General features: G+C 63.2%; 17 protein-coding genes, 2 rRNA genes, 1 pseudogene and 1 riboswitch. Of the genes and pseudogenes, 1 reads left to right on the top strand and 19 read right to left on the bottom strand.

Going from position 1 to position 20941, the window contains the following annotated elements; translation table 11 throughout:
* Window positions 1–20 precede the first annotated feature (20 nt).
* From purD to purE, 12 genes and pseudogenes are all read right to left on the bottom strand, one after another.
* Window positions 21–1286: a phosphoribosylamine--glycine ligase gene (gene purD, locus BM063_RS02095; protein WP_092035675.1), complete on the bottom strand. Its 1266-nt coding sequence runs from the start codon at window positions 1284–1286 to the stop codon at window positions 21–23.
* Window positions 1287–1299: 13 nt separating this feature from the next.
* A complete protein-coding gene (purH, locus tag BM063_RS02090; RefSeq protein ID WP_092035674.1) occupies window positions 1300–2853 on the bottom strand; it encodes a bifunctional phosphoribosylaminoimidazolecarboxamide formyltransferase/IMP cyclohydrolase in 1554 nt (517 codons plus the stop codon).
* A gap of 189 nt (window positions 2854–3042) precedes the next feature.
* Window positions 3043–3630 carry a phosphoribosylglycinamide formyltransferase gene (gene purN, locus BM063_RS02085; protein ID WP_092035673.1) on the bottom strand — a complete coding sequence of 196 codons (588 nt, stop codon included), beginning with the start codon at window positions 3628–3630 and terminating at the stop codon, window positions 3043–3045.
* A complete protein-coding gene (gene purM, locus BM063_RS02080; protein ID WP_092035672.1) occupies window positions 3627–4667 on the bottom strand; it encodes a phosphoribosylformylglycinamidine cyclo-ligase in 1041 nt (346 codons plus the stop codon). The genes purN and purM overlap by 4 nt, the downstream gene beginning before the upstream one ends.
* Window positions 4664–6079, bottom strand: a complete 1416-nt coding sequence (gene purF, locus BM063_RS02075) for an amidophosphoribosyltransferase (RefSeq protein ID WP_092035671.1) — start codon at window positions 6077–6079, stop codon at window positions 4664–4666. Before purF ends, purM begins: the two co-directional genes overlap by 4 nt.
* Entirely contained in the window at window positions 6049–8310 is a 2262-nt protein-coding gene (gene purL, locus BM063_RS02070; protein WP_092035670.1) for a phosphoribosylformylglycinamidine synthase subunit PurL, read from the bottom strand. The genes purF and purL overlap by 31 nt, the downstream gene beginning before the upstream one ends.
* A pseudogene (gene purQ / locus BM063_RS02065) lies at window positions 8300–8981 on the bottom strand (phosphoribosylformylglycinamidine synthase subunit PurQ). The gene purL and the pseudogene purQ overlap by 11 nt, the downstream one beginning before the upstream one ends.
* A complete protein-coding gene (purS, locus tag BM063_RS02060; RefSeq protein ID WP_092035669.1) occupies window positions 8981–9232 on the bottom strand; it encodes a phosphoribosylformylglycinamidine synthase subunit PurS in 252 nt (83 codons plus the stop codon). Before purS ends, purQ begins: the two are co-directional and overlap by 1 nt.
* Window positions 9225–9944, bottom strand: a complete 720-nt coding sequence (gene purC / locus BM063_RS02055; RefSeq protein WP_092035668.1) for a phosphoribosylaminoimidazolesuccinocarboxamide synthase — start codon at window positions 9942–9944, stop codon at window positions 9225–9227. The genes purS and purC overlap by 8 nt, the downstream gene beginning before the upstream one ends.
* A 37-nt stretch (window positions 9945–9981) precedes the next feature.
* Window positions 9982–11283, bottom strand: a complete 1302-nt coding sequence (gene purB / locus BM063_RS02050; RefSeq protein ID WP_092035667.1) for an adenylosuccinate lyase — start codon at window positions 11281–11283, stop codon at window positions 9982–9984.
* A 16-nt stretch (window positions 11284–11299) separates the two neighbouring features.
* Window positions 11300–12460 carry a 5-(carboxyamino)imidazole ribonucleotide synthase gene (purK, locus tag BM063_RS02045; protein ID WP_245751977.1) on the bottom strand — a complete coding sequence of 387 codons (1161 nt, stop codon included), beginning with the start codon at window positions 12458–12460 and terminating at the stop codon, window positions 11300–11302.
* Window positions 12461–12538: 78 nt separating this feature from the next.
* Entirely contained in the window at window positions 12539–13036 is a 498-nt protein-coding gene (purE, locus tag BM063_RS02040) for a 5-(carboxyamino)imidazole ribonucleotide mutase (protein WP_092035666.1), read from the bottom strand.
* Window positions 13037–13185: 149 nt separating this feature from the next.
* A riboswitch (purine riboswitch) is annotated at window positions 13186–13287 on the bottom strand.
* A gap of 252 nt (window positions 13288–13539) precedes the next feature.
* On the opposite strand from purE, the gene BM063_RS02035 reads away from it, so the two are divergent.
* A complete protein-coding gene (locus BM063_RS02035) occupies window positions 13540–14523 on the top strand; it encodes an MBL fold metallo-hydrolase (protein ID WP_245751976.1) in 984 nt (327 codons plus the stop codon).
* A gap of 114 nt (window positions 14524–14637) precedes the next feature.
* On the opposite strand, the gene BM063_RS02030 is transcribed toward BM063_RS02035, so the two are convergent.
* From BM063_RS02030 to BM063_RS01990, 7 genes are all read right to left on the bottom strand, one after another.
* Window positions 14638–15879, bottom strand: coding sequence for a dicarboxylate/amino acid:cation symporter (locus BM063_RS02030; protein ID WP_092035665.1), 1242 nt, complete (start codon window positions 15877–15879; stop codon window positions 14638–14640).
* A 142-nt stretch (window positions 15880–16021) separates the two neighbouring features.
* Window positions 16022–16381 carry an MFS transporter gene (locus BM063_RS17155; RefSeq protein WP_143085203.1) on the bottom strand — a complete coding sequence of 120 codons (360 nt, stop codon included), beginning with the start codon at window positions 16379–16381 and terminating at the stop codon, window positions 16022–16024.
* A gap of 211 nt (window positions 16382–16592) precedes the next feature.
* Window positions 16593–17231 carry an MFS transporter gene (locus BM063_RS02015; protein ID WP_281246672.1) on the bottom strand — a complete coding sequence of 213 codons (639 nt, stop codon included), beginning with the start codon at window positions 17229–17231 and terminating at the stop codon, window positions 16593–16595.
* A gap of 259 nt (window positions 17232–17490) precedes the next feature.
* Complete coding sequence (locus tag BM063_RS02010) at window positions 17491–18732, bottom strand: MFS transporter (protein WP_092035661.1); 1242 nt, start codon at window positions 18730–18732, stop codon at window positions 17491–17493.
* 67 nt (window positions 18733–18799) lie between these two features.
* The gene (locus BM063_RS02005) at window positions 18800–19783 is read right to left on the bottom strand and encodes an ArsR/SmtB family transcription factor (RefSeq protein WP_092035660.1); all 984 of its coding nucleotides are present in this window, start codon (window positions 19781–19783) and stop codon (window positions 18800–18802) included.
* A gap of 647 nt (window positions 19784–20430) precedes the next feature.
* Window positions 20431–20547: ribosomal RNA gene (rrf, locus tag BM063_RS01995) — 5S ribosomal RNA — on the bottom strand.
* 66 nt (window positions 20548–20613) lie between these two features.
* Window positions 20614–20941: ribosomal RNA gene (locus BM063_RS01990) — 23S ribosomal RNA — on the bottom strand; the annotation flags it as partial.

The raw sequence follows: 20941 nt of genomic DNA, 5'->3' as shown, positions 1-20941 counted from the left end.
CGGATCATCGGAGGCGCATTCTACCCCTTCAGCGCCCGGGCGGCGATGTCCCGGCGGAAGTGGGCCCCTTCAAAGCGAATGGCCTCCACCGCGTCGTAGGCTTTGTTCCGGGCCTCCGCGATGTCGGAGCCAAGGGCGGTCACGCCGAGCACCCGGCCGCCGGCGGTGACGATCCGGTCCCCTTCCCGCCGGGTGCCGGCGTGGAAGACGATCCGGTCGGCGGCGGGCTCCGGCAATCCGGTGACGGGCAGCCCGGTGCGATAACAACCCGGATACCCTTCGGAGGCCATCACCACGCAGACGGCGGCCTCCTCCCTCCAGCGGATCTCCACCTCCGCCAGCCGACCCTCCGCCGTGGCCAGGAGGATTTCCACCAGGTCCGACTCCAGCCGGGGAAGAATCACCTGGGCCTCCGGATCGCCGAAGCGGGCGTTAAACTCGATCACCTTGGGCCCCTCCGGCGTGATCATCAGCCCCGCATACAGCACGCCGCGGTAAAGAATCCCCTCCTCCGCCAGCGCCCGGGCCGTCGGCTTCAGGATCTTGTCCACCGCCCGGCGGACCACCTCCCGGGGAATCTGCGGGACCGGCGAGTAGGCCCCCATGCCGCCCGTGTTGGGACCGCGGTCTCCATCGAACACGGGCTTGTGATCCTGGGCCGGCTCCATCGGGCGGACCGTCTCCCCGTCGACGAAGGCCATCAGGGACATCTCCTGTCCGAAAAGGCATTCCTCGATCACCACTTCCTCGCCCGCCGCACCGAATACCCGCTCCTCCATCGCCTGCCGGATCGCCTCCTCGGCCTCCTCGACGGTGCGGGCCACCACCACGCCTTTCCCCGCCGCCAATCCGTCCGCCTTCACCACGACGGGTGCCCCCTGCGCCCGAACGTAGCGCTTGGCCTCCTCCGCATCGTTGAAGGCGCGGAAACGGGCGGTCGGAATGCCGTGCCGGGCCATCAGCTCCTTGGCAAACCGCTTGCTCCCCTCGATGAGCGCCGCTTTCCGGCGCGGTCCGAACACCTTCAGTCCCCGCTCCTCAAACCGGTCGACCAAGCCGGCCATCAGCGGCGCCTCGGGGCCGACCACCGTCAGGTCGATCCCCTCGTCCTCCGCAAAGCGCACCAGCTCATCCACCGCCGTCGCCGAAAAGGGCAGGCACTCCGCCCCTTCCGCCATCCCCCCGTTGCCCGGGGCGGCGTACACCCGGGAAACCCGGGGGCTCTGCCGGAGTTTCCACACCAGCGCATGTTCCCGTCCGCCGCTTCCGATCACCAGGACGCGCATCCCTCTTCCTCCCTCAATGTTTGAAATGGCGGATCCCCGTGAACACCATGGCGATCCCGTGCCGATCCGCTTCGGCAATCGACTCCTCATCCCGGATCGATCCCCCGGGCTGGATGATGGCCGCAATCCCGGCCCGGGCCGCCGCCTCCACCGTATCCTTCATCGGGAAAAAGGCGTCGGAGGCGAGGACCGCTCCCCGGGCTCGATCGCCGGCCTGCCGGATGGCGATCTCCGCCGCGCCCACCCGGTTCATCTGTCCGGCGCCGATCCCGACGGTCCGCTGATCCTTGGCCAGGACGATGGCGTTGGACTTGACGTGCTTGACCACCTTCCAGGCGAAGAGGAGCTCCTTCCACTCCCCCTCCGAGGGGGCCCGCCGGGTGACGACCCGGCATTCGGCGCGGTCCAGACCCTTCCGGTCCGCCTCCTGCATCAACAGGCCCCCATCCGCCGCCGTGAAGCGCCAAGGGGCCCCCTCCGTCCCGGCTTCCTCTCCTTCCCCCGCCATCCGGAGCAGGCGCAGATTTTTCTTCTGCTTGAGCACCTCCAGCGCCTCCGGGGTGAAATCGGGGGCGAGGACGATCTCCAGGAAGATGCCTTTCAGTTGCTCGGCCGTCTCCCGGTCGACGGGCCGGTTCAGGGCGACGATGCCCCCGAAGATGGAAACCGGGTCCGCCTCATGGGCTTTCCGGAAGGCCTCCGGCAGGGAGGAGCCCAACCCCACCCCGCAGGGGTTGGTGTGTTTCACCACCACCGCCGCCGGCTCCGCAAACTCCCGGACCGCCTCCCAGGCGGCGCCGGCATCCTGAATGTTGTTGTAGGAAAGCTCTTTGCCGTGCAGCTTTTCGGCGGTGGCGATCCGCCCCGGCCCCGCGAAGGGATCCCGGTAAAAGGCGGCCTTCTGGTGCGGATTTTCCCCGTATCGAAGATCCCGGACCTTGTCGAAGGTGACCGTCAGCTTTTCCGGAAACGCTTCTTTCGCCCGTCCGCTGAGATATTGGGCGATCAGGGCGTCGTAGGCCGCCGTGTGGCGAAACGCCTTGGCCGCCAGGCGAAGGCGGGTTTCATCATCCACGCTCCCCCGCTCCCGGATCTGGGAAAGCACGACCCCGTAATCTTCCGGGTCCACCAACACCGTCACATGGCGGTGGTTCTTGGCCGCCGCCCGGATCATCGCCGGACCGCCGATGTCGATGTTTTCGATCACTTCCTCAAAGGACACCCCCGGCCGCCCCGCCGTCTCCCGGAAGGGGTAGAGGGAGATCACCACCAGCTCGAAGGGTTGGATCCCGTGCTCCCGGAGCTGTCGGCGGTGCTCCTCCTCATCCTGACGGGCCAAGAGCCCGGCGTGGATCTTCGGATGCAGGGTTTTCACCCTCCCGTCCAGGATCTCCGGAAAACCGGTCACGTCGGAAACGCCGGTGACCGGAACGCCGGATTCCTTCAGCAGCCGGGCGGTTCCGCCCGTGGAGACGATCTCGATGCCCCTTGCGGCCAACTCCCGGGCCAACGAGACGACTCCGGTCTTGTCGGACACACTGATCAATGCGCGTCGGATGGTAAGCATGGCTTCCTCCTTTACCTTCCGCTACGGTGTGGGATGAAATTTCCTAAATCCGGCTTCCGCCCTCCCGCGGGCAGGCCGGGCAATCCGTCCTTTCCGAAAAGGGGCGCATATCGGCCCCGCCTCCCCCGGCCGGCACCCAGGAAGCCTCTTTTTTTAGCGGGAAACTTCCCATCCTTTTGAACAAACCCGTCATCTGCCGGCGGGCTCCTTGATCCGGCCGCTGATCCAGTCGAGGATCACCGATGGATAAAGCCGGTGCTCCACCGCCTGGATCTTGCGGGTGAGCGATGCGCGGTCGTCCCCCTCGTCGACGCGGACCGGCTCCTGGGCGATGATCGGCCCGGTGTCCATCCCCTCGTCGACGAAATGAACGGTGACCCCGGTCCATTTCACGCCGTAATCCAGCGCTTGCCCGACGGCATCCTTCCCCGGAAAGGCCGGCAAAAGGGAGGGATGGATGTTGACGATTCGCCACCGGTAGGCGTCCAGAAGGGTCGGTCCGATCAGCCGCATGTATCCCGCCAGCACCAGTCGCCGAATCCCCTCCCGCCGGAGGCGGGCCAGAATTTCCGCCTCGTAGTCGGCCTTGGAGGAAAATTCCTTCGGGTCGACCAGAAGGGAAGGAACGCCCAACTTCTCGGCCCGCTCCAGCACCCGCGCCCCCGGGCGGTCGCAGACGAGGAGTCGAATCGGCTCCGGCCAGTCCTCGGCGCGGGAAGCCTCCACCAGGGCCTGAAAATTGCTCCCGCTCCCGGAGGCAAACACGGCGATGCTCATCGACGGTCCTCCCTTCCGGTCCAGGCGACCCCGCGGCTTCCTTCCGTCACCCGGCCGATGATCCAGGCCCGCTCCCCCAGCGACTCGGCCCGGGCTTTGGCCTCCTCCGCCTGGCCCGCCGGCAGGCAGAGGACCATGCCGATCCCCATGTTGAAGGTGCGGAACATGTCCTCGTCGCCGATGCCCCCTTCCCGGGCGATCCGCCGAAAAATGGGCGGAACCGGCCAGCTGCCCCGGTCGATGACGGCCCGGCACCCTTCCGGCAACATCCGGGGGACGTTTTCGACGAGGCCGCCGCCGGTGATGTGGGCGCCCCCCTTCACGTCGAAGCGCCTGAGCAGGGAGAGAAACGTTTTCACATAAATCCGCGTCGGCCTAAGCAGCTCCTCCCCCAGGGTGCAACCCTCCTCGGGGAGTTTTTCCCCCAGCCGATCCGGGCCGCCGCTTAACAACACCTTCCGCGCCAGGGAAAACCCGTTGCTGTGCAATCCGCTGGAGGAGAGGCCGAGCAAAACGTCCCCGGGACGGATGGACGTTCCCGTGAGCAGGCGTTCCCGTTCCGCGACGCCGACGCAAAAGCCGGCGATGTCGTATTCACCGGGGGCGTACATGTCCGGCATTTCCGCCGTCTCCCCGCCGATCAGGGCGCAGCCCGCCTCCACGCATCCGTCGGCCACCCCCTTGACCACCGCTTCCGCCTGTTCGGGAACCAGCTTTCCGGTGGCCAGATAATCGAGAAAAAACAGGGGCTCCGCCCCCTGCACCACAACGTCGTTGACGCACATGGCGACGCAGTCGATGCCGATGGTGTCGTGGCGGTCCAGGGCAAAGGCGATTTTCAGCTTGGTCCCCACCCCGTCCGTGGCGGAAACCAGCACGGGCTGATCGAAGGATTTCAGGGCGAAAAGTCCGCCGAAACCGCCGATGTCGCCGATCACCTCTCGGCGGCGGGTGCGCCGGACATGTTCTTTGATCCGCCGAACCGCCTCGTTGCCGGCGTCGATGTCCACTCCGGCCGCGCGATACGCTTCGCTCATCGTCTCCCCTCCATCACCAGGGCGTCCCCGATTTTTGTCGGATACCTTCCGTCGAAGCAGGCCAGACAGTGGCCGCGGTTCGGTTCGCCCGGATGGCGTCCGATGGCCTCCAGCATCCCCTCGGCGCTCAAAAAGGCCAGGGAGTCGGCGCCGATGATTTTCCGGATCTCCTCCACCGAATGGCCGGCGGCGATCAGCTGATCCCGGTCGGAGGTGTCGATCCCGTAAAAGCAGGGAAACCGGACCGGCGGGGAACTGATGCGAACGTGCACCTCCGCGGCTCCCGCCTCCCGGAGCATCCTTACGATCCGGCGGCTGGTGGTTCCCCGGACAAGGGAGTCATCCACCATGACCACCCGTTTCCCCTCCACCACCTTGCGCACCGCGGACAGTTTCATCTTGACTCCCTGTTCCCGCATCTCCTGGCTGGGCTGAATGAAGGTCCGGCCCACGTACCGGTTTTTGATCAGTCCCAGCTCATAAGGGATGCCCGCCTCCTCCGCATAGCCGATGGCCGCGGAAATGCTGGAGTCGGGCACGCCGGTCACCACGTCCGCTTCGGCGGGGGCTTCCTTGGCCAGCTGCCGCCCCAGCCGCTTCCGGGCCGCGTGCACGTTGATGCCTCCGATTTCGCTGTCGGGACGGGCGAAGTAGATATATTCGAAGGAACAGACCGCCCTCCGGGCCGGCGGGGCGAAGGTTCGGCTCCGCAGCCCGCTTCGGTCCAGGATGATCAGCTCGCCGGGCCGCACTTCCCGGATCAGCTCCGCCCCGATGGCGTCAAAGGCGCAGGTTTCCGAGGAAAAGACGTGGGCGTCTCCCAGCCGGCCGATGGAGAGGGGGCGCAGGCCGTGGGGATCCTGGGCCACCAGCAGCCGGTCCTTGGTCAGGATCAACAGGGCGAAAGCCCCCGTCAGCTGCGCCAGGGCGTCGACGACGGCATCCTCCAGCCGCTCCCGGCGGGAGCGGGCGATCAGATGGGCGATCACCTCGGTGTCGGTGGTGGTCTGGAAAATGGAGCCCGCCCGCTCCAGTTCCTCCCTCAGGCGTCCCGCGTTCACCAGGTTGCCGTTGGTCGCCAGGGCCAAGGGCCCGAAGGGATAGTTGAAAACCAGGGGCTGGGCGTTGAGGAGGCCGCTCTCCCCGGTGGTGGAGTAGCGGACGTGGCCGATGGCGGTGTGCCCCGACAATTTTCGCAGCCCGTCGTCATCAAACACTTCCGTCACCAGCCCCATGCCGCGGTGGTGCCGGAAAGCCCCCCCGTCGGTGGCGGCGATGCCGGCGCTTTCCTGTCCCCGGTGCTGCAGCGCGTGCAGCCCGTAATAGGTGAGCCGGACCGCCTCCGGATGGCCGGCGATGCCGAACACCCCGCATTCTTCCTTCAGTTCGTCGAAGACGGATTCATCGCGCACGGTATCGCCCCTTCCCACACGTCGGAGAGCTCGCCCACGCCGGCGTCGATCACTTCCCTGCCGTTCAGGCGCACCCGGAGTCGCCCTTCGGTCACCCGCCCGATCCGCTCAAAGGGAACTCCCCGCTCCCGCAAAAAGTGTTCCAGTTCCTCGGCCGCGTCCGGAGAAGCGCTGAGAAGCACCCGGGATTGGCTTTCACTGAAGAGGAAGGCGATGGCCGACAGATCCGTCCGGACATCGATCTCCGCCCCCCGGCCGCCGCCGATGCAGGACTCCGCCAGCGCCACGGCCAGCCCGCCCTCGGACAGGTCATGGGCCGACGAAACCCAGCCCCTTCGGATCGCCTCAAGCACCGCATCCTGAAGGCGCTTTTCCTTTTCCAGGTCGATCGCCGGCGGACGCCCGGCGATCCGGCCGGTGATCACCTGCTGCAGCTCGCTTCCGCCCAACTCCGCCCGGGTCTCCCCCAGGAGGAAAATCAGGTCGCCCTCCTCCTTGAAGTCCTGGGTGGTGATGTGCCGGCGGCTCTGGATCAGCCCCACCATGCCGACCACGGGGGTGGGAAGAACGGCCTGCCCCTTCGTCTCGTTGTACAGGCTCACATTCCCGCTGACCACCGGGGTGCCCAGGACGCGGCACGCTTCGCTCATCCCGTCGATCGCCCCGGCCAGTTGCCAGTAAATTTCCGGCTTTTCCGGGTTGCCGAAGTTGAGGCAGTCGGTGATTCCCAGAGGTTCCGCCCCGGAGCAGACCACATTGCGCGCCGCCTCGGCGACGGCGATCGCCCCGCCTCGCTTCGGATCGAGATAAACATACCGGCCGTTCCCGTCGGTGCACATCGCCAGCGCCTTGTCCGTCCCCCGCAGGACGATCACCGCCGCGTCGGAACCCGGCCGGACGGCGGTGCTGGCGCGCACCATGTGGTCATATTGCCGGTACACCCAGCGCTTGCTGGCCACCGTCGGAGAGGCGAGCACCTTCCTCAGCGCCTCCTGGGGATCGATTCCCGAAAGCTCCGGCTCCGGATCGAAGGCGGCAAACTCCCGGTAGTAACCGGGCTCCTTCCCTTCCCGGACGTACACCGGCGCATCCGTCAGGGTCTGGACGGGGATGTCCGCCACTTGCTCTCCCTTGTGAAGGAGGCGAAGCCGCCCGTCCCCCGTCACCCGCCCGATCACGGCGCAGATGAGGCCCCACTTGTCGCAGATGCGCCTGATGTCCTCCTCGCGCCCCTTTTCCACGACCAGGAGCATCCGCTCCTGGGATTCCGACAGCATCATTTCATAGGGAGTCATCTCCGCTTCCCGCTGGGGCACCCGGTCCAGATCCAGCACCATGCCGACCTTTCCCTTGGCCGCCATCTCGGCGCTGGAACAGGTGAGGCCGGCGGCGCCCATGTCCTGGATCCCGACCAGCAGGTTCTCCTTCACCATCTCCAGGCACGCCTCGAGGAGCAATTTCTCCTTGAAGGGATCCCCCACCTGCACCGAAGGGCGCTTCTCTTCGGAAGCTTCGCTCAGCTCTTCGGAGGCGAAGGTGGCCCCGTGAATGCCGTCCCGTCCGGTGCTGGCCCCCACGTAGATCACCGGATTGCCCTCGCCGGAGGCCACCCCCTTCTGCAGGTCCTCGTGGTCGAGGATGCCCACGCACATGGCGTTCACCAGGGGATTGCCCTCGTAACGGGGGTCGAAGCAGACTTCCCCGCCCACGGTGGGAATCCCGACGCAGTTGCCGTAGTGGGCGATTCCGGCCACCACCTGGCCGAACAGGTAGCGGACCCGGGGCCGGTCCAGAGTTCCGAACCGGAGGGAATTGAGCAGGGCAACCGGACGCGCCCCCATGGAGAAAACGTCGCGAATGATCCCGCCGACGCCCGTCGCCGCCCCCTGGAAGGGCTCCACGGCCGACGGGTGGTTGTGGCTTTCGATCTTGAACACCACCGCCTGCCCGTCCCCGATGTCGATCACGCCGGCCCCCTCCCCGGGCCCCTGCAGAACCCGGGGGCCGTCGACGGGAAAGCGCCTGAGAAGCGGCTTGGAGTTTTTGTAACTGCAGTGTTCCGACCACATCACGCTGTAGATGCCCGTCTCCGTCCAGTTGGGCAGCCGGCCGAGACAGCGGACCACCCGCTCGTATTCCTCATCGGTCAATCCCAGCTCCCGGTACAGCTTCCTGTCGCGGATCCTCTCCGGACCCGGCTCCCGGGAACGGGTCGTTTGCTTAGGCTGCACCGCTCTCCCTCCAATATTTCAGCATCGAAGTGAAGAATCGCACTCCGTCCGCCGAACCCATCCAGCGGTGGACCGCCCGTTCCGGATGGGGCATCATGCCGAGCACATTCCCCTCCCGGTTGACGATCCCGGCGATGTCGTCCACCGAACCGTTCGGGTTTTCCCCGGCGTAGCGGAAGACGATCTGATTGTTTCGCTTGATCTCCGCCAGGGTTTCCTCGTCGCAGTAATAGTTTCCCTCGCCGTGGGCGATGGGGATGCGGATCGTCTCCCCCTCCCGGTAATCCCGGGTGAAGGGAAGCCGGGCGTTTTTCCACCCGCAGAAGCTGAATGTCGCAGCGGAACTGCAGATGATCGTTCCGCCTCATCGCTCCGGGAAGCAGCCCCGCCTCGAGCAGGATCTGAAAGCCGTTGCAGATGCCGACGACCAGTTTGCCCTTTTCGGCCGCCTCCCTCACCCCTTCCATCACCGGGGAAAAGCGGGCCAGGGCCCCCGTCCGCAGGTAGTCCCCGTAGGAGAAGCCGCCGGGGAGGATGATGGCGTCATAGACGGACAGATCAGTTTGGGTGTGCCACACCAGATCCACGGGCTGCTCCAGAACCTCCTCCACCGCCTTCACGCAATCCACGTCGCAGTTGGAACCGGGAAACACGGGAACGGCGAAGCGCATCAGAGCCCCTCCTCCACCGAGAAGGAATAGGTCTCGATGACCGGATTGGCCAGCAGTTTCTCGCACATGGCCTGCACCCGTTCCTCCGCCTGCGCCGGATCATCGGCGCTTAGCCAAACCTCCATCGTCTTCCCGATGCGCAAATCGGACACTTCATCAAATCCCAGGGTGTGCAGCGCTTTCTTGACCGCCTCCCCCTGGGGATCCAGCACGCCCGGTTTCAGTTTCACGGTGATCGTGGCCTTAATCACGGATTTCTCCTCCCAGCCGTCGCCAAATTTCGCGGTACGCCTCCACGACGCCCCCCAGGTCCCGGCGAAAGCGATCCTTGTCCAGCTTCTCTTCCGTCCGGGCATCCCAAAAGCGGCACGTATCCGGCGAGATCTCGTCCGCCAGCAGAAGCCGGCCCTCCCGGTCCAGGCCGAACTCCAGCTTGAAATCCACCAGAATCACCCCGCGCTCCTCCATCAGCTCCTTCAGGAGCCCATTGACGCGCAGGGCGATATGCTTCATCTCCTCCAGCTGATCCGGAGACGCCAGCTGAAGGGCGGCGATGTGATCCTCGTTGACCAGGGGATCCCCCAGCTCATCGTTCTTGTAATAAAACTCCACCACCGGCCGGGGCAGGGACGTCCCCTCCTCCAGCCCCAGCCGCTTGGCGAGGGAGCCGGCCGCCCGGTTCCGCACCACCACTTCCAGGGGAAGAATCCTCACCCTCCGGACCAGCTGCTCCGTCGGCGAAAGGCGGCGGACAAAGTGGTTGTCCACTCCCTTCTCGGCCAAATAGCGGAAAAAGAACGCGCTGATCCGGTTGTTCATCTCCCCCTTGCCCGGAAGATGCCCCTTTTTCTTTCCGTCAAAGGCGGTGGCATCATCCTTGTACACCACCCGCACCACATCCGGGTCCTCCGTCCTAAACAGCTTTTTCGCCTTCCCCTCGTACAGCAGTTCACCCCGGTTCATGTTTTCCGACTCCTCTCCACAGGTTTGGCCGGCCCGATCACTCGTCCAACAGGCCCAGCCGGCGGAACAGAGTGTCCACGTGTTTCAGATGGTACCGGTAGTCGAAACAGTCGGCGACCTCCTCCGGCGTGAGCACCTTGGATATCACCTCGTCCGCCTCCACCAGCGGGCGGAAGGGGCGCTGCTCCTCCCAGGCCCGCATCGCCAGGCGCTGCACCCGGTCGTAGGCCTCTTCCCGCTTCATTCCCTTGTCGATGAGGGTGAGGAGGACCCGCTGGGAATAAATCAGGCCGAAGGTGCGCTCCATGTTCCGCTTCATGTTTTCTGGGAACACGGTCAGCTCTTCCACGATTCCCGCAAAGCGGTTGAGGAGGTAATTGAGGAGGATCGTCGCATCGGGCAGGATCACCCGCTCCACGGAGGAGTGGGAGATGTCCCGCTCGTGCCACAGGGGGACGTTTTCGTAGGCGGAAATCATGTGTCCCCGGATCACCCGGGCCAAGCCGCTCACATTTTCCGAACCGACGGGATTCCGCTTGTGGGGCATGGCCGAAGAGCCCTTTTGTCCCGCCTTGAAGGCCTCCTCCACCTCGCGGGTCTCGCTCTTCTGCAAGCCGCGGATTTCGGTGGCAAACTTGTCCAGGGAGGTGGCGATCAGGGCCAGGGTGGCCATGTACGCCGCGTGGCGGTCCCGCTGCAGGGTCTGGGTCGAAATGGGCGCGGGCTCAAGGCCCAGCTTCCGGCACACATACTCCTCCACAAAGGGATCGACGTTGGCGTAGGTGCCCACGGCGCCGGAGATTTTCCCCACCCGCACCTCCTCCATCGCCCGGACGAAACGCTCCCGGTTTCGCTTCATCTCCGCGTACCACAGGGCCATTTTCAGGCCGAAGGTGGTGGGTTCCGCGTGCACCCCGTGGGTGCGCCCCATCATCACGGTGTCCTTGTAGCGGAGGGCCTTCTTCTTCAGCACCTCCAGAAAGCGGTCAATATCCTTAAGCAAAATCCGGTTGGCCTGAAGCAGCAGATAAGATAAGGCCGTATCCACCACGTCGGTGGAGGTGAGACCGTAATGGACCCATTTGGACTCGGGACCCAGGGTTTCCGACACCGCCCGGGTGAAGGCCACCACATCGTGCCGGGTCTCCCGCTCGATCTCGTGAATGCGGGCGACGTCGATCCGGGCGTTTTTCCGGATTTTCTCCACGTCTTCCCGGGGAATCACCCCCAGCTCCGCCCAGGCCTCGCAGGCGAGAATCTCCACCTTCAGCCAGGCGCGGAACCGGTTTTCCTCCGTCCAGATCTCTCCCATTTCGGGGCGGGTGTAACGTTCGATCATGATGTCCCAACCCTTTCTACCTTTCCCAAAGGCCGATTTGTTGGATGATTTCAAGCGCTTCCGCCGCGTCCGCCAAAATGGTCACATGTCCCATCTTTCTTCCGTGCCGGGCCTCCCGCTTTCCGTACAGGTGCACCTTCACCTGCGGAGGCAGGGAGGGCAGCTTTTCCAGCAGGCCGGGCAGGTGCTGTCCCAGGACATTCACCATGACGGCGGGAGTGAGCAGCCGGGGTGAACCCAGGGGCAGCCCGCATATCGCCCGCAGAAATTGTTCAAATTGAGAAGTGGCGCAGGCGTCGTAGGTGTAATGGCCCGAATTGTGCGGGCGGGGCGCCAGCTCGTTGATCAGGAGGCGCCCGTCCTCCAGAAGAAACATCTCGACGGCGATCAAGCCCACAACCCCCAAGTGCCGGGCCACATCCCGGGCGAGCTTTTCCGCCCGCCGGGCGATCTCCCCGTCGATAGGGGCGGGTACGATGGACATGTGCAAAATGTGGTCCCGGTGGATGTTCTCCGCCACGGGAAAGGCGGCCGTCTCCCCTCCGATCCCCCGGGCCACCACCACGGACAGTTCTTTCCGAAAGGGGACGAACGCTTCCAATATCAGTTCCCGGCCGCCGGCGGAAAGTTCGGTCCAGCTGGACGCCGCTTCCTCGGCGGAGCGGATCAGCCGCTGTCCCTTGCCGTCGTATCCGCCCGTGGCCGTCTTCATGACACAGGGGAGGCCCAGTTCTTTGGCTGCCCGCTCCGCCTCCTGCGGGCTCCTCACCGCCCGGAAGGGAGTCACCGGGAGACCGCCCGCCGCGAGGGTCTCCTTTTCCCGCAAGCGGTGCTGCGTCACCTCCAGCAGCCGGCTCCCCTGGGGAAGCGCCGCCTTCCGCTCCAGACGCTTGACGACATCCGCGCTGACATTCTCAAACTCGTAGGCGATCACATCGGCGGCCTCCGCCAGGGCTTCCGCTCCCTCCGGGTCATCGAATCCCCTGGCGATGTGCCGGTCGGCCACCTGACCTGCGGGGCAATCGGAGGCGGGATCCAGGGTGACGAAGCGGTATCCCATCTTGCGCCCCTCCAGGATCACCATGCGCCCCAGCTGTCCCCCGCCCAGGATGCCCACCACGCTCCCGGGGAGGAACACCCGGCCGGTGGACCGCTTTCTCTCCGTTGTCGCTTTCACGGATGATCACTCACTTCGCATGTGGTTTGCCGTCACCGGACGCCCATGCGGCATCCCCCGGCATGTCCTTTTGTCCCATCATCCCTGCGCCTCCGGATCGGCCGCCTCCAGCACGCGCCGGCGGATCGCCTCCCGCCGGGCGATCAGGCGCTGCCGGATGGACGGATCCTTGACGCCCAGGATCTCCGCCGCCAGAAGACCGGCATTTATGGCCCCCGCCTCCCCGATGGCCACCGTGGCCACGGGCACGCCGCCGGGCATCTGCACGATGGAGAGCAGCGAATCCAGGCCGTTCAACGCCGATGTCCTGATCGGCACACCGATGACGGGCAAGACCGTCTTCGCCGCCACCATCCCCGGCAGGTGAGCCGCCCCGCCCGCGCCGGCGATGATTACTTCGATGCCCCGGTCCGCGGCTTCCTCCGCGTAACGAAACATCTCGTCGGGCGTCCGGTGGGCGGACACCACCCGCTTCTCGTGGGGAATCTCCAGTTCTTTCAGCACCTCCGCGGCCCGTTTCATCGTCGGCCAGTCGGACGTCGATCCCATGATGATTCCCACCAGCGGCTTCTCCATGCGCCTTCTCCCCTATCCGCAAGTATTTTCAACGGAAGGATCCGATATGAATGAGCAGAGGGATCTTCCCTTCTCCTTCTCACAAAAAGAGCCCGGACAAGGATTTCGGACCTCCGAAAAATCCACCGTCCGGGCGCTTTTGCGCACGCCGAAAGGAGGATTTTTCCCATAGTCCGGAAATTTACGGTTTCCGGGTAGAGACACTCGGGCCCTATTCCCGAGCATATATGAGAAAAATCCCGTCACCCCCAGTGTAACAGCCCCGAAAGGGGAAGTCAACGGAAAAGACGAACATTAAGACGGTAATTATATCTAAGCGTTCGTTTTTCAACGCCCCTCTTCCCTCCTGGGTTGCCGAATTCCCCGAAATCCATTATAATATGGATAATATATAATGAATGACCGTTCATTCACAATTCGGTTCCATCCCCGCCTTCCGCCGCGAAACCGGCGGAAACCGCAGCAACGACCCTCGATCATTTTGCGAACCGGAGGCGAAGGCGTTGAACACTTCCGCGAAACTGAAAGGCATTCATCGGATCTCCCTGCCCACGCCTTTTCCCATCGGCCCCGTCAACGTTTATCTGGTGGAGGGCGAATCGCTCACCCTGGTGGACGCCGGGCCAAAAACGGACGAAGCGTGGGAAAGCCTGAAAACCCAGCTGCGGGAGCGGGGTTACTCCCCTTCGGACATCGAACAGGTGGTGCTCACCCATCACCATATCGACCATGTGGGCCTGCTCGATTATCTCCGGGAACACGGAAATTTCCGCCTCATCGGCCACCCGCGAAACCGCCCCTGGATCCTTCAAGACGAATCCTTTTACCGCCGATGGTACCGGTACATGGAAGAGCTGTTCCACTCCGGAGGCGTGGCGGAATCCCTCATCGGACCCAACATCGAGCTGCACAAACTGCTGCAGCAATTCAATTGCCGGACGGATCTGGACGGGGAAATCGCCGAGGGAGACGAGGTCCCGGGGATGCCCGGATGGCGGGTGAAGGAGACGAAGGGCCATGCCCAAAGCCATATCTCCCTTTACCGGGAGGCGGACGGACTGATGATCGGAGGAGATCATCTGATCGCGCACGTATCCTCCAATGCATTAATCGAACCGCCCTATCCCGGGGAGGACGAGCGGGCGAAGCCGCTCCTTCAGTATCGCCAGTCCCTCAGGAGCTGTCTCGATATGGATTTGGCCCTGGTCCTCGCCGGCCACGGAAAAGAGATCTCCCACGCCCATTCCCTGATTAGGGAGCGGCTTGCCCAGCAGGATAAGCGCGCCCTCACCCTGCGCGACTTCCTGTCGGAGGGGGAAGCGCTGACCTGCTTCGAGCTCTGCAAGCGACTTTTCCCTTCCAAGTACTTGGAACAGCTTCCCTTGGCCATGTCGGAAACCCTCGGCCACCTGGACCTGCTGGAGGAATGGGGGGCGGTGAAAAAAGAGGAAAAAGGCGGCGTCTTCCGCTACAGGCTCGGGGATTAAACCACCCGGCCCTTCCCTTCCGTCGGAATCCGCCCCTTCCACGGATCAAGTCAGCCATCCAGCCTCTCCTTCCAGAGCCAAGAAACCCGGCGCCCATGAGGCGCCGGGTTTGATTTACGCACTGAGTTCCGCCGCGGAAGCCGCCTCCGCACGTCGTTCCTCCGTCCTCGCCACGCAGACGGCCACGCAGGCGTCGCCGGTGATGTTGGTCACGGTCCGGCTCATGTCCAAAAGCCGGTCCACGCCCATGATGATGGCGATTCCCTCCACCGGCAATCCGACGGAGGTGAGCACCATCGACAGGATCACCAGACCCGCCCCGGGGACCGCCGCCGTTCCGATGGAGGCCAGGGTGGCGGTCAGAAGGATCATTCCCTGCTCCACCAGCGATAGATCGATGCCGTACAGTTGGGCGATGAATACGGCGGCCACCCCCTGCATGATCGCCGTGCCGTCCATGTTCACCGTCGCGCCCAGGGGCAGGACAAAGCTGCTGATGCTTTTGGGCACCTTCAGATCCCTTTCCACACACTCCATCGTGACCGGAAGGGTTGCCGCGCTGCTGCTGGTGGTGAAGGCCACTTCCATGGCCGGCCCCATCGCCTTGAAGAATTGAAGCGGATTCATTTTCCCCAATGCCCAGATCAGCAAGCTGTAGATAATGGCCATATGCAAAAGCAGCGCCCCGAGGATGGTGACCATATACCAGGCCATGGATCCGATCAGTTCGATCCCCGCTTGACCGATGGCCCGGGCCATCAGGGCGAAGGCGGCATAGGGGGCGGTTTTCATCACCAGATCCACCATCTTGATGGTCACTTCGTTCCCCTGTTCGATCACCGCTTTCACCCGGTCCGCCTTTTCACCCAGCAGTGCCATGGCGATCCCGAAGAACAGGGCGAAAAAGATGATTTGAAGCATCTCCGCCTCCGCCATCGCCTGGACCGGGTTTTCCGGAATGATGTTAAGCAGCGTCTCCTTGATCGGAGGAGCTTCTTGGATATCGGGTTTTTCCGAGGCTTCTCCGATGTGGACTCCCTCGCCGGGAGCGATGACGTTGGCCAGCATCAACCCGACGGTGATCGCCACCGCCGTCGTCAAAAGATACAATAAGATCGTTTTTCCCCCGATCCGCCCCAGCTTCCGGGGATCTGCGATTCCCGCCGCTCCCGACGCGATCGAGAAGAAAACCAGCGGAACCACGATCATCTTGATCGCCTTGATGAACAACACCGCAACGGGATCGAAGATATATTCATTCAAAACGTCAAAGACCGACGGAAAGTACAAATGAAGCGCCGCACCTACAATGAGGCCGAGCACAATCCCGATCAAGATCTTGGTGGTTAACTTCATCCCATCACTCCTTTTTCAAAGGGAACCTCCCCGGAACTTCAGGAATTTTTCACGAAAGCAGCGGTTTTACACCACTTCTTTAGTATACCATTTATATTGATGAGGAAGGAAAGTTTTCGCATTTTTTACCGAATAAAAGAAATTATCTGATCCTCACCCGCCGCGCTCCCTCCTCCGAATTCCGCATCGCCGCCCGGTTTAACTCCCGGTACACGGGGGAAAACCAGGCCGATGCCGCCGCCGTCAAAACAATCCCTCCGAGAAGGGTGAACAGAAGCGAAAGGCCCATCCATTCCGTAAATCCCGCGGCAAACAGCGCACCCAGGGGAAAACCGGACCGGGCGATCAACATGCGCAGGGCGAAGACTCTTCCGCGCAGATCCGCCGGGACGTGCCTCCGGTAAAAGGGGGTGTTCTGAACGGTAAACAGGGCGCGCAGACGCCGACACCGGTCTCCGGCACCAGCGCGACGGGAAAGGAGCGGGTCCATGCGGGAAGGCACATAAAGCCGCCCTGGAAGAACAGCGCACCGAGCATCCGCCGCCGTCGGTCCGAGGGTTCCCCGATCCACCCGGTGTAAAGGGCCCCCAACATGAAGCCCAAGGGATAGGCGGCCATATACAAGCCATATTCCGCCGATGATCCCCCCAGCCGCTCCGTCACAAAGGGGAGGATCATCGGAAGAAACGCCCCGGTGCAGAAGTTGACCGCCGTCATGAGCAACCCGGTCCACAGAAAAGGGGAGACAGCCGGAAAAAGCGGAATCCCTCGATCAACTGCCCCAACCAACCGGCTTTTTTTCTCCGCACTCCTCCCTCCGCCCGGGGCAGAGGAAGGGGCGCCGCTCCCGAACCGGCGGTCATCGCGACCAGAGCGGCCAAGACGGGTAAACTGTCCCCCTCCGCTTCCGCCAACGCCCAGCCCGCCAGCGCCGGTCCCGTCAGCTGCGTCAACTGCATGGTTCCTTCCAGGAGGGAATTGACCCTCGCCATCTTCTCCCCCGGAAAGGTCCCGGCCACATAGGCCATGCCGTCCGGGCGAAAGAGCTGCTCCGTCATGCCCGCGGCGATCGTCGTCAGGCACAGGTGCCATACCTCCAGCGCATGCAGCGCCAACATCCCGAAAGGCAGGAGAAAAATCGCCGCCCTCGACCATTGGACGGCGATCATCAGCCGCTTCGGATCCCACCGGTCCAGACAGGGCCCCGACACCAGCTTCACCAAAACGCCCGGCAGCATAAACACCAGCCACAGGCTCCCCATCGCCAGTTTGGAGCCCGTCAGTTCATACATCAGCCAGGACTGGACAAAGGTGGCGAAACTGCCGCCCATCCCGGCGGCCGCCTGGCCGATCCAGATCGGAAGATAAGGCCGTGTGAATAAAGAAGGAATGCATCGACAGCCCGGCCTCCAGGAACAGGAACATATTTTCGGTTTTATTTCTCTTCTTCACCCCCTTCCCGCAAACCTCTCTCCGATCAAAAAACGCCCCGGCCGAAAGCCGGCAAGTTCCGCCGCATTTTCCGGTTCACACGCTCGGGGCACGACACGGCAGCCCTCCGCGCCCTGCGCACGTCTCATCGCGTTCCCAAGCCTTCGGCAGCCAGTGACCTCAGCCCGACAAGGAGATTTCCTCCTTCTGCGGGGCGGACACCTGCTGGTTCAATCGATGGAACACCGGATGGAACCAGGCGACCACCGTCACCAGGATCACCACCCCTCCCGCGATGAGAAACAGGGGGGCAAGACCCCACAGCTCCGCAAATCCGCCGCCCAAAAACGCGCCGAGGGGAATGGCCGACTGGGCCAGCAGGATGCGGACGGTGAAGACGCGACCGCGAATCTCCTTGGGAACAAAGCGCTGGTAAAGGGTGGTGTTCAGCACGTTGAAAACGATGGCGCAGATCCCGGACACGAAGCCCATCAAGAGTGCGACGGGGAACAGGTGAACAGCGCCCATCACGGCAATGGCCACCCCCGCCACCCCGTTGGACAAAATCATGTACATGCGGCGGTTTCGGGGTTCCTCCCGAAAACTCATCCACACGGAACCCAACAGCATGCCCAGGGAGAAGGCGGAGGTGAGCAGGCCGAATTGCACCGGTGTGCCGTGGAGAAGTTCCGACACATAGGGAAGAAACAGGGGTTCGATCGCCCCGTAGGCGAAATTGCTCGTCATGATCAGCAGAGCCGTCCCCAGCAGCATCGGATGCACCCTGAAAATGCCCAACCCTTCCTTGAACTGGGCGATCCAGGATTGTTTTTCGCCCTTGGCGTCCGGACGGCTCCCGGGCAACAGGATGAGCAGAGTTCCCGACAGCGCCAGCAAAAAGACCAAAGCGGACAGGATCATCTCCGGGCCCAGCCACCCCAGCGCCACCCCTGCCAGGGGAGGGCCGACCAGGGCCATCCCGTTCATGGTTCCTTCCAACACGGCGTTTCCCTTGACCAGCTGCTTTTCGGGAAGAAGATCCGGAAGGTAAGCCATGCTGGAGGACCGAAATAGGGGCTCGGCCATCCCTCCGATCACGACCGCCAGGTACAGATGCCACAAGGAGAGGGAATCCAGGACATACAGCGCAGTGGGAACCAGATATCCCACGGCCCGGGACCACTGCGAAAGGGCCATCACAAGGCGCCGGTCCCAGCGGTCCAGAAACGGCCCCGCCCCCAACTGAACGGTGAGGGAGGCGATCATGAACGCCATGACCAATCCGCTCATGGCCATCTTGGATCCGGTGATGGAATACACCAACCACGCCTCGATAAACATGGCGAAGATTCCGCCGAGTCCTGATGCGGCCTGGGCCAGCCAGACCAGAAGAAACCTGCGGTTTCGAATCAATTCCTTCATCGTTTCCCTCTCACCCCCGGGAAGATGCGTGCGGGAAGATGCGTGCCGGTTCAGCAGGACCGAAACATCAAGGCGGATCGGAAGGACGATTTTCCCCCTTCAGATATTCCGCAAGCAGGCCATGAAGGCGATCCGGCACCTCCCTTCGCAAGGCGTAGCGGGCCTCGTTTCGCTCCTTTTCCAGCATCATTCGGACCAGACCCGCCGACCGCAGCGAAACCATATGGTGATGCACGGTGCTCTTGGCCAGTCCCGTATGGCGGACGATTTCCATAAAGCTGCGGGGGCCTCCGGACAGATAGCGGAGGATGCGCAGGCGGTTTTTGTCCGCCAGGCTGCGGGCCATCCGGAGGAGGGAAGTGGGAGGATTTCCCTCGCCGGAGGGCAATTCACAGGGATATTGAATAAAGAGCAGGTCTTTGTACCTCTCATAAAGGTTTGCGGGAACGCAATGGACCTGGGGCACCAGCAGCACCGTGACATCCTTCTCTGCGGGAGACAGCCACAGGCCATTGGTCGCCTCTTCGATCAACTCTACGGGTTTCAGGGAGTCGAACCGCCGGCGCTTCCGCTCGGCATCCCGCTGTAGATGTTCCCAGACGGCGGAATCCAGCCGGCTCAAATACTGACGGTCCCATCGCCTCAACAGCGACACGGCCCGATCCCGCACAACCCCGATCCCGGCGGGCAGGAACATTCCCTCCGGCAGCCGTTCGGCCGCCCGCTCGTAGAGCTCGCCGGAGCTGAGTCCCTCCAACCAGCGCAAAAAACCGGAGACGCTTCGATCCTCCGGACAATCCCGGATCAGCGGAGGAAGCAGCCAGATCAGCTGAAACAGGGGGTTGTCGGAAAACTTCCTCTTCGGCTCGCTGAATGCCACCGGTTTCCCGAGGGATTTCAGGTCTTCCGCAAGTTCTTTGTCCAACCCCTTTCTGACCTGCCGGGCCCACGACGGCCCCCGGTCGAGACTCTTGTCTTTCCCCAGATAAGCCAACAGGCTGGGATACAATTCATAGGCCGGCGCCGCATCGATCTCTATCCGGATGCCCATCGTTCGTCCTCCATCGAACAATATGCTTGATTCGATTATAATCGAACGAAATGAAAATTGCCACTTCTTTCCCAAAATTTTTCCGGCCTCGGATGATGCAGAAAGATGACCTGGAACACCGGGCAGGGGGACCTCCCCAGCTGCCGAGTCAAACTTCGAAGGGAGCGGACTCGCTTTCCGGAAGTCAGACTGCGGGTCTGAGCGGCATAGGATGAAGGTCCCTGCCAGCCCCGGACCTTTTCCTTCACCACAGAGGATCGAGACATTCGAAGGGCAGGTCGCGCCGGGAATTTCGGCGGCGATCCGCCGGCCCTTTTCATCTCCGGCACCCGGTAAAACGCGGAAGCCGCTGGTTTATTCCTTTTTTCCCCTGAAGGAAGCTGGCATGTGGGCTGCGGCGCCGTTGAGCCGTCCTGAAAACGTGAGGTCAGCGGTTCGACTCCGCTCAGCTTCGCCGCCGAAGTGGCGCGATAGATCAGCGGAGTGGGAAGGTTTTGGCCTTGAAAATCGGAAGAAAACCTTGCCGGATTTGGCGGACGATGGCTTAAAGGAACGGACAAAAAAACGGGATGCATTTCCCGCTTTCCCTGGATGTCTTTCTTCAAAAAATCAAAGACCCGGTCACTAAGACCGGGTCTTTTTTGGCCGCCTGGCAGCGACCTACTCTCCCGGGGGCTCCCGCCCCCAGTACCATCGGCGCTGGAGGGCTTAACTTCCGTGTTCGGAATGGGAACGGGTGGGTCCCCTCCGCTATTGCCACCAGACGGCATTGTGGCTGAGGATGCTCCGCACCCTCAAAATTGGCTACGGGATCAAGTGCGTGGAGGTGCAAGGAGAAGCCCTCGACCGATTCGGATCCGTCAGCTGAACGCATTGCTGCGCTTACACCTCGGACCGATCCACCTCGTCTTCTCCGAGGGGTCTTACCTCGCAGGCAAGCCTGCGAGTGGGAAATCTCATCTTGAGGGGGGCTTCGCGCTTAGATGCTTTCAGCGCTTATCCCGTCCGCACTTGGCTACCCAGCGGTGCGCCTGGCGGCACAACTGGTACACCAGCGGTGCGTCCACCCCGGTCCTCTCGTACTAGGGGCAGATCCTCTCAGATTTCCTGCGCCCGCGACAGATAGGGACCGAACTGTCTCACGACGTTCTGAACCCA

Origin of the sequence: Planifilum fulgidum (assembly GCF_900113175.1) — a bacterium.
GTDB lineage: Bacteria > Bacillota > Bacilli > Thermoactinomycetales > DSM-44946 > Planifilum > Planifilum fulgidum.
This window is presented reverse-complemented; position numbering and strand designations above follow the sequence as displayed.

What these genes read in the sequence shown, in the direction of transcription:
- purD (WP_092035675.1), bottom strand. Translation starts at nt 1,286, where the DNA reads ATGCGCGTCCTGGTGATCGGAAGCGGCGGACGGGAACATGCGCTGGTG.
- purH (WP_092035674.1), bottom strand. Translation starts at nt 2,853, where the DNA reads ATGCTTACCATCCGACGCGCATTGATCAGTGTGTCCGACAAGACCGGA.
- purN (WP_092035673.1), bottom strand. Translation starts at nt 3,630, where the DNA reads ATGAGCATCGCCGTGTTTGCCTCCGGGAGCGGGAGCAATTTTCAGGCC.
- purM (WP_092035672.1), bottom strand. Translation starts at nt 4,667, where the DNA reads ATGAGCGAAGCGTATCGCGCGGCCGGAGTGGACATCGACGCCGGCAAC.
- purC (WP_092035668.1), bottom strand. Translation starts at nt 9,944, where the DNA reads ATGAACCGGGGTGAACTGCTGTACGAGGGGAAGGCGAAAAAGCTGTTT.
- purB (WP_092035667.1), bottom strand. Translation starts at nt 11,283, where the DNA reads ATGATCGAACGTTACACCCGCCCCGAAATGGGAGAGATCTGGACGGAG.
- purE (WP_092035666.1), bottom strand. Translation starts at nt 13,036, where the DNA reads ATGGAGAAGCCGCTGGTGGGAATCATCATGGGATCGACGTCCGACTGG.
- BM063_RS02030 (WP_092035665.1), bottom strand. Translation starts at nt 15,879, where the DNA reads ATGAAGTTAACCACCAAGATCTTGATCGGGATTGTGCTCGGCCTCATT.
- BM063_RS02010 (WP_092035661.1), bottom strand. Translation starts at nt 18,732, where the DNA reads ATGAAGGAATTGATTCGAAACCGCAGGTTTCTTCTGGTCTGGCTGGCC.
- BM063_RS02005 (WP_092035660.1), bottom strand. Translation starts at nt 19,783, where the DNA reads ATGGGCATCCGGATAGAGATCGATGCGGCGCCGGCCTATGAATTGTAT.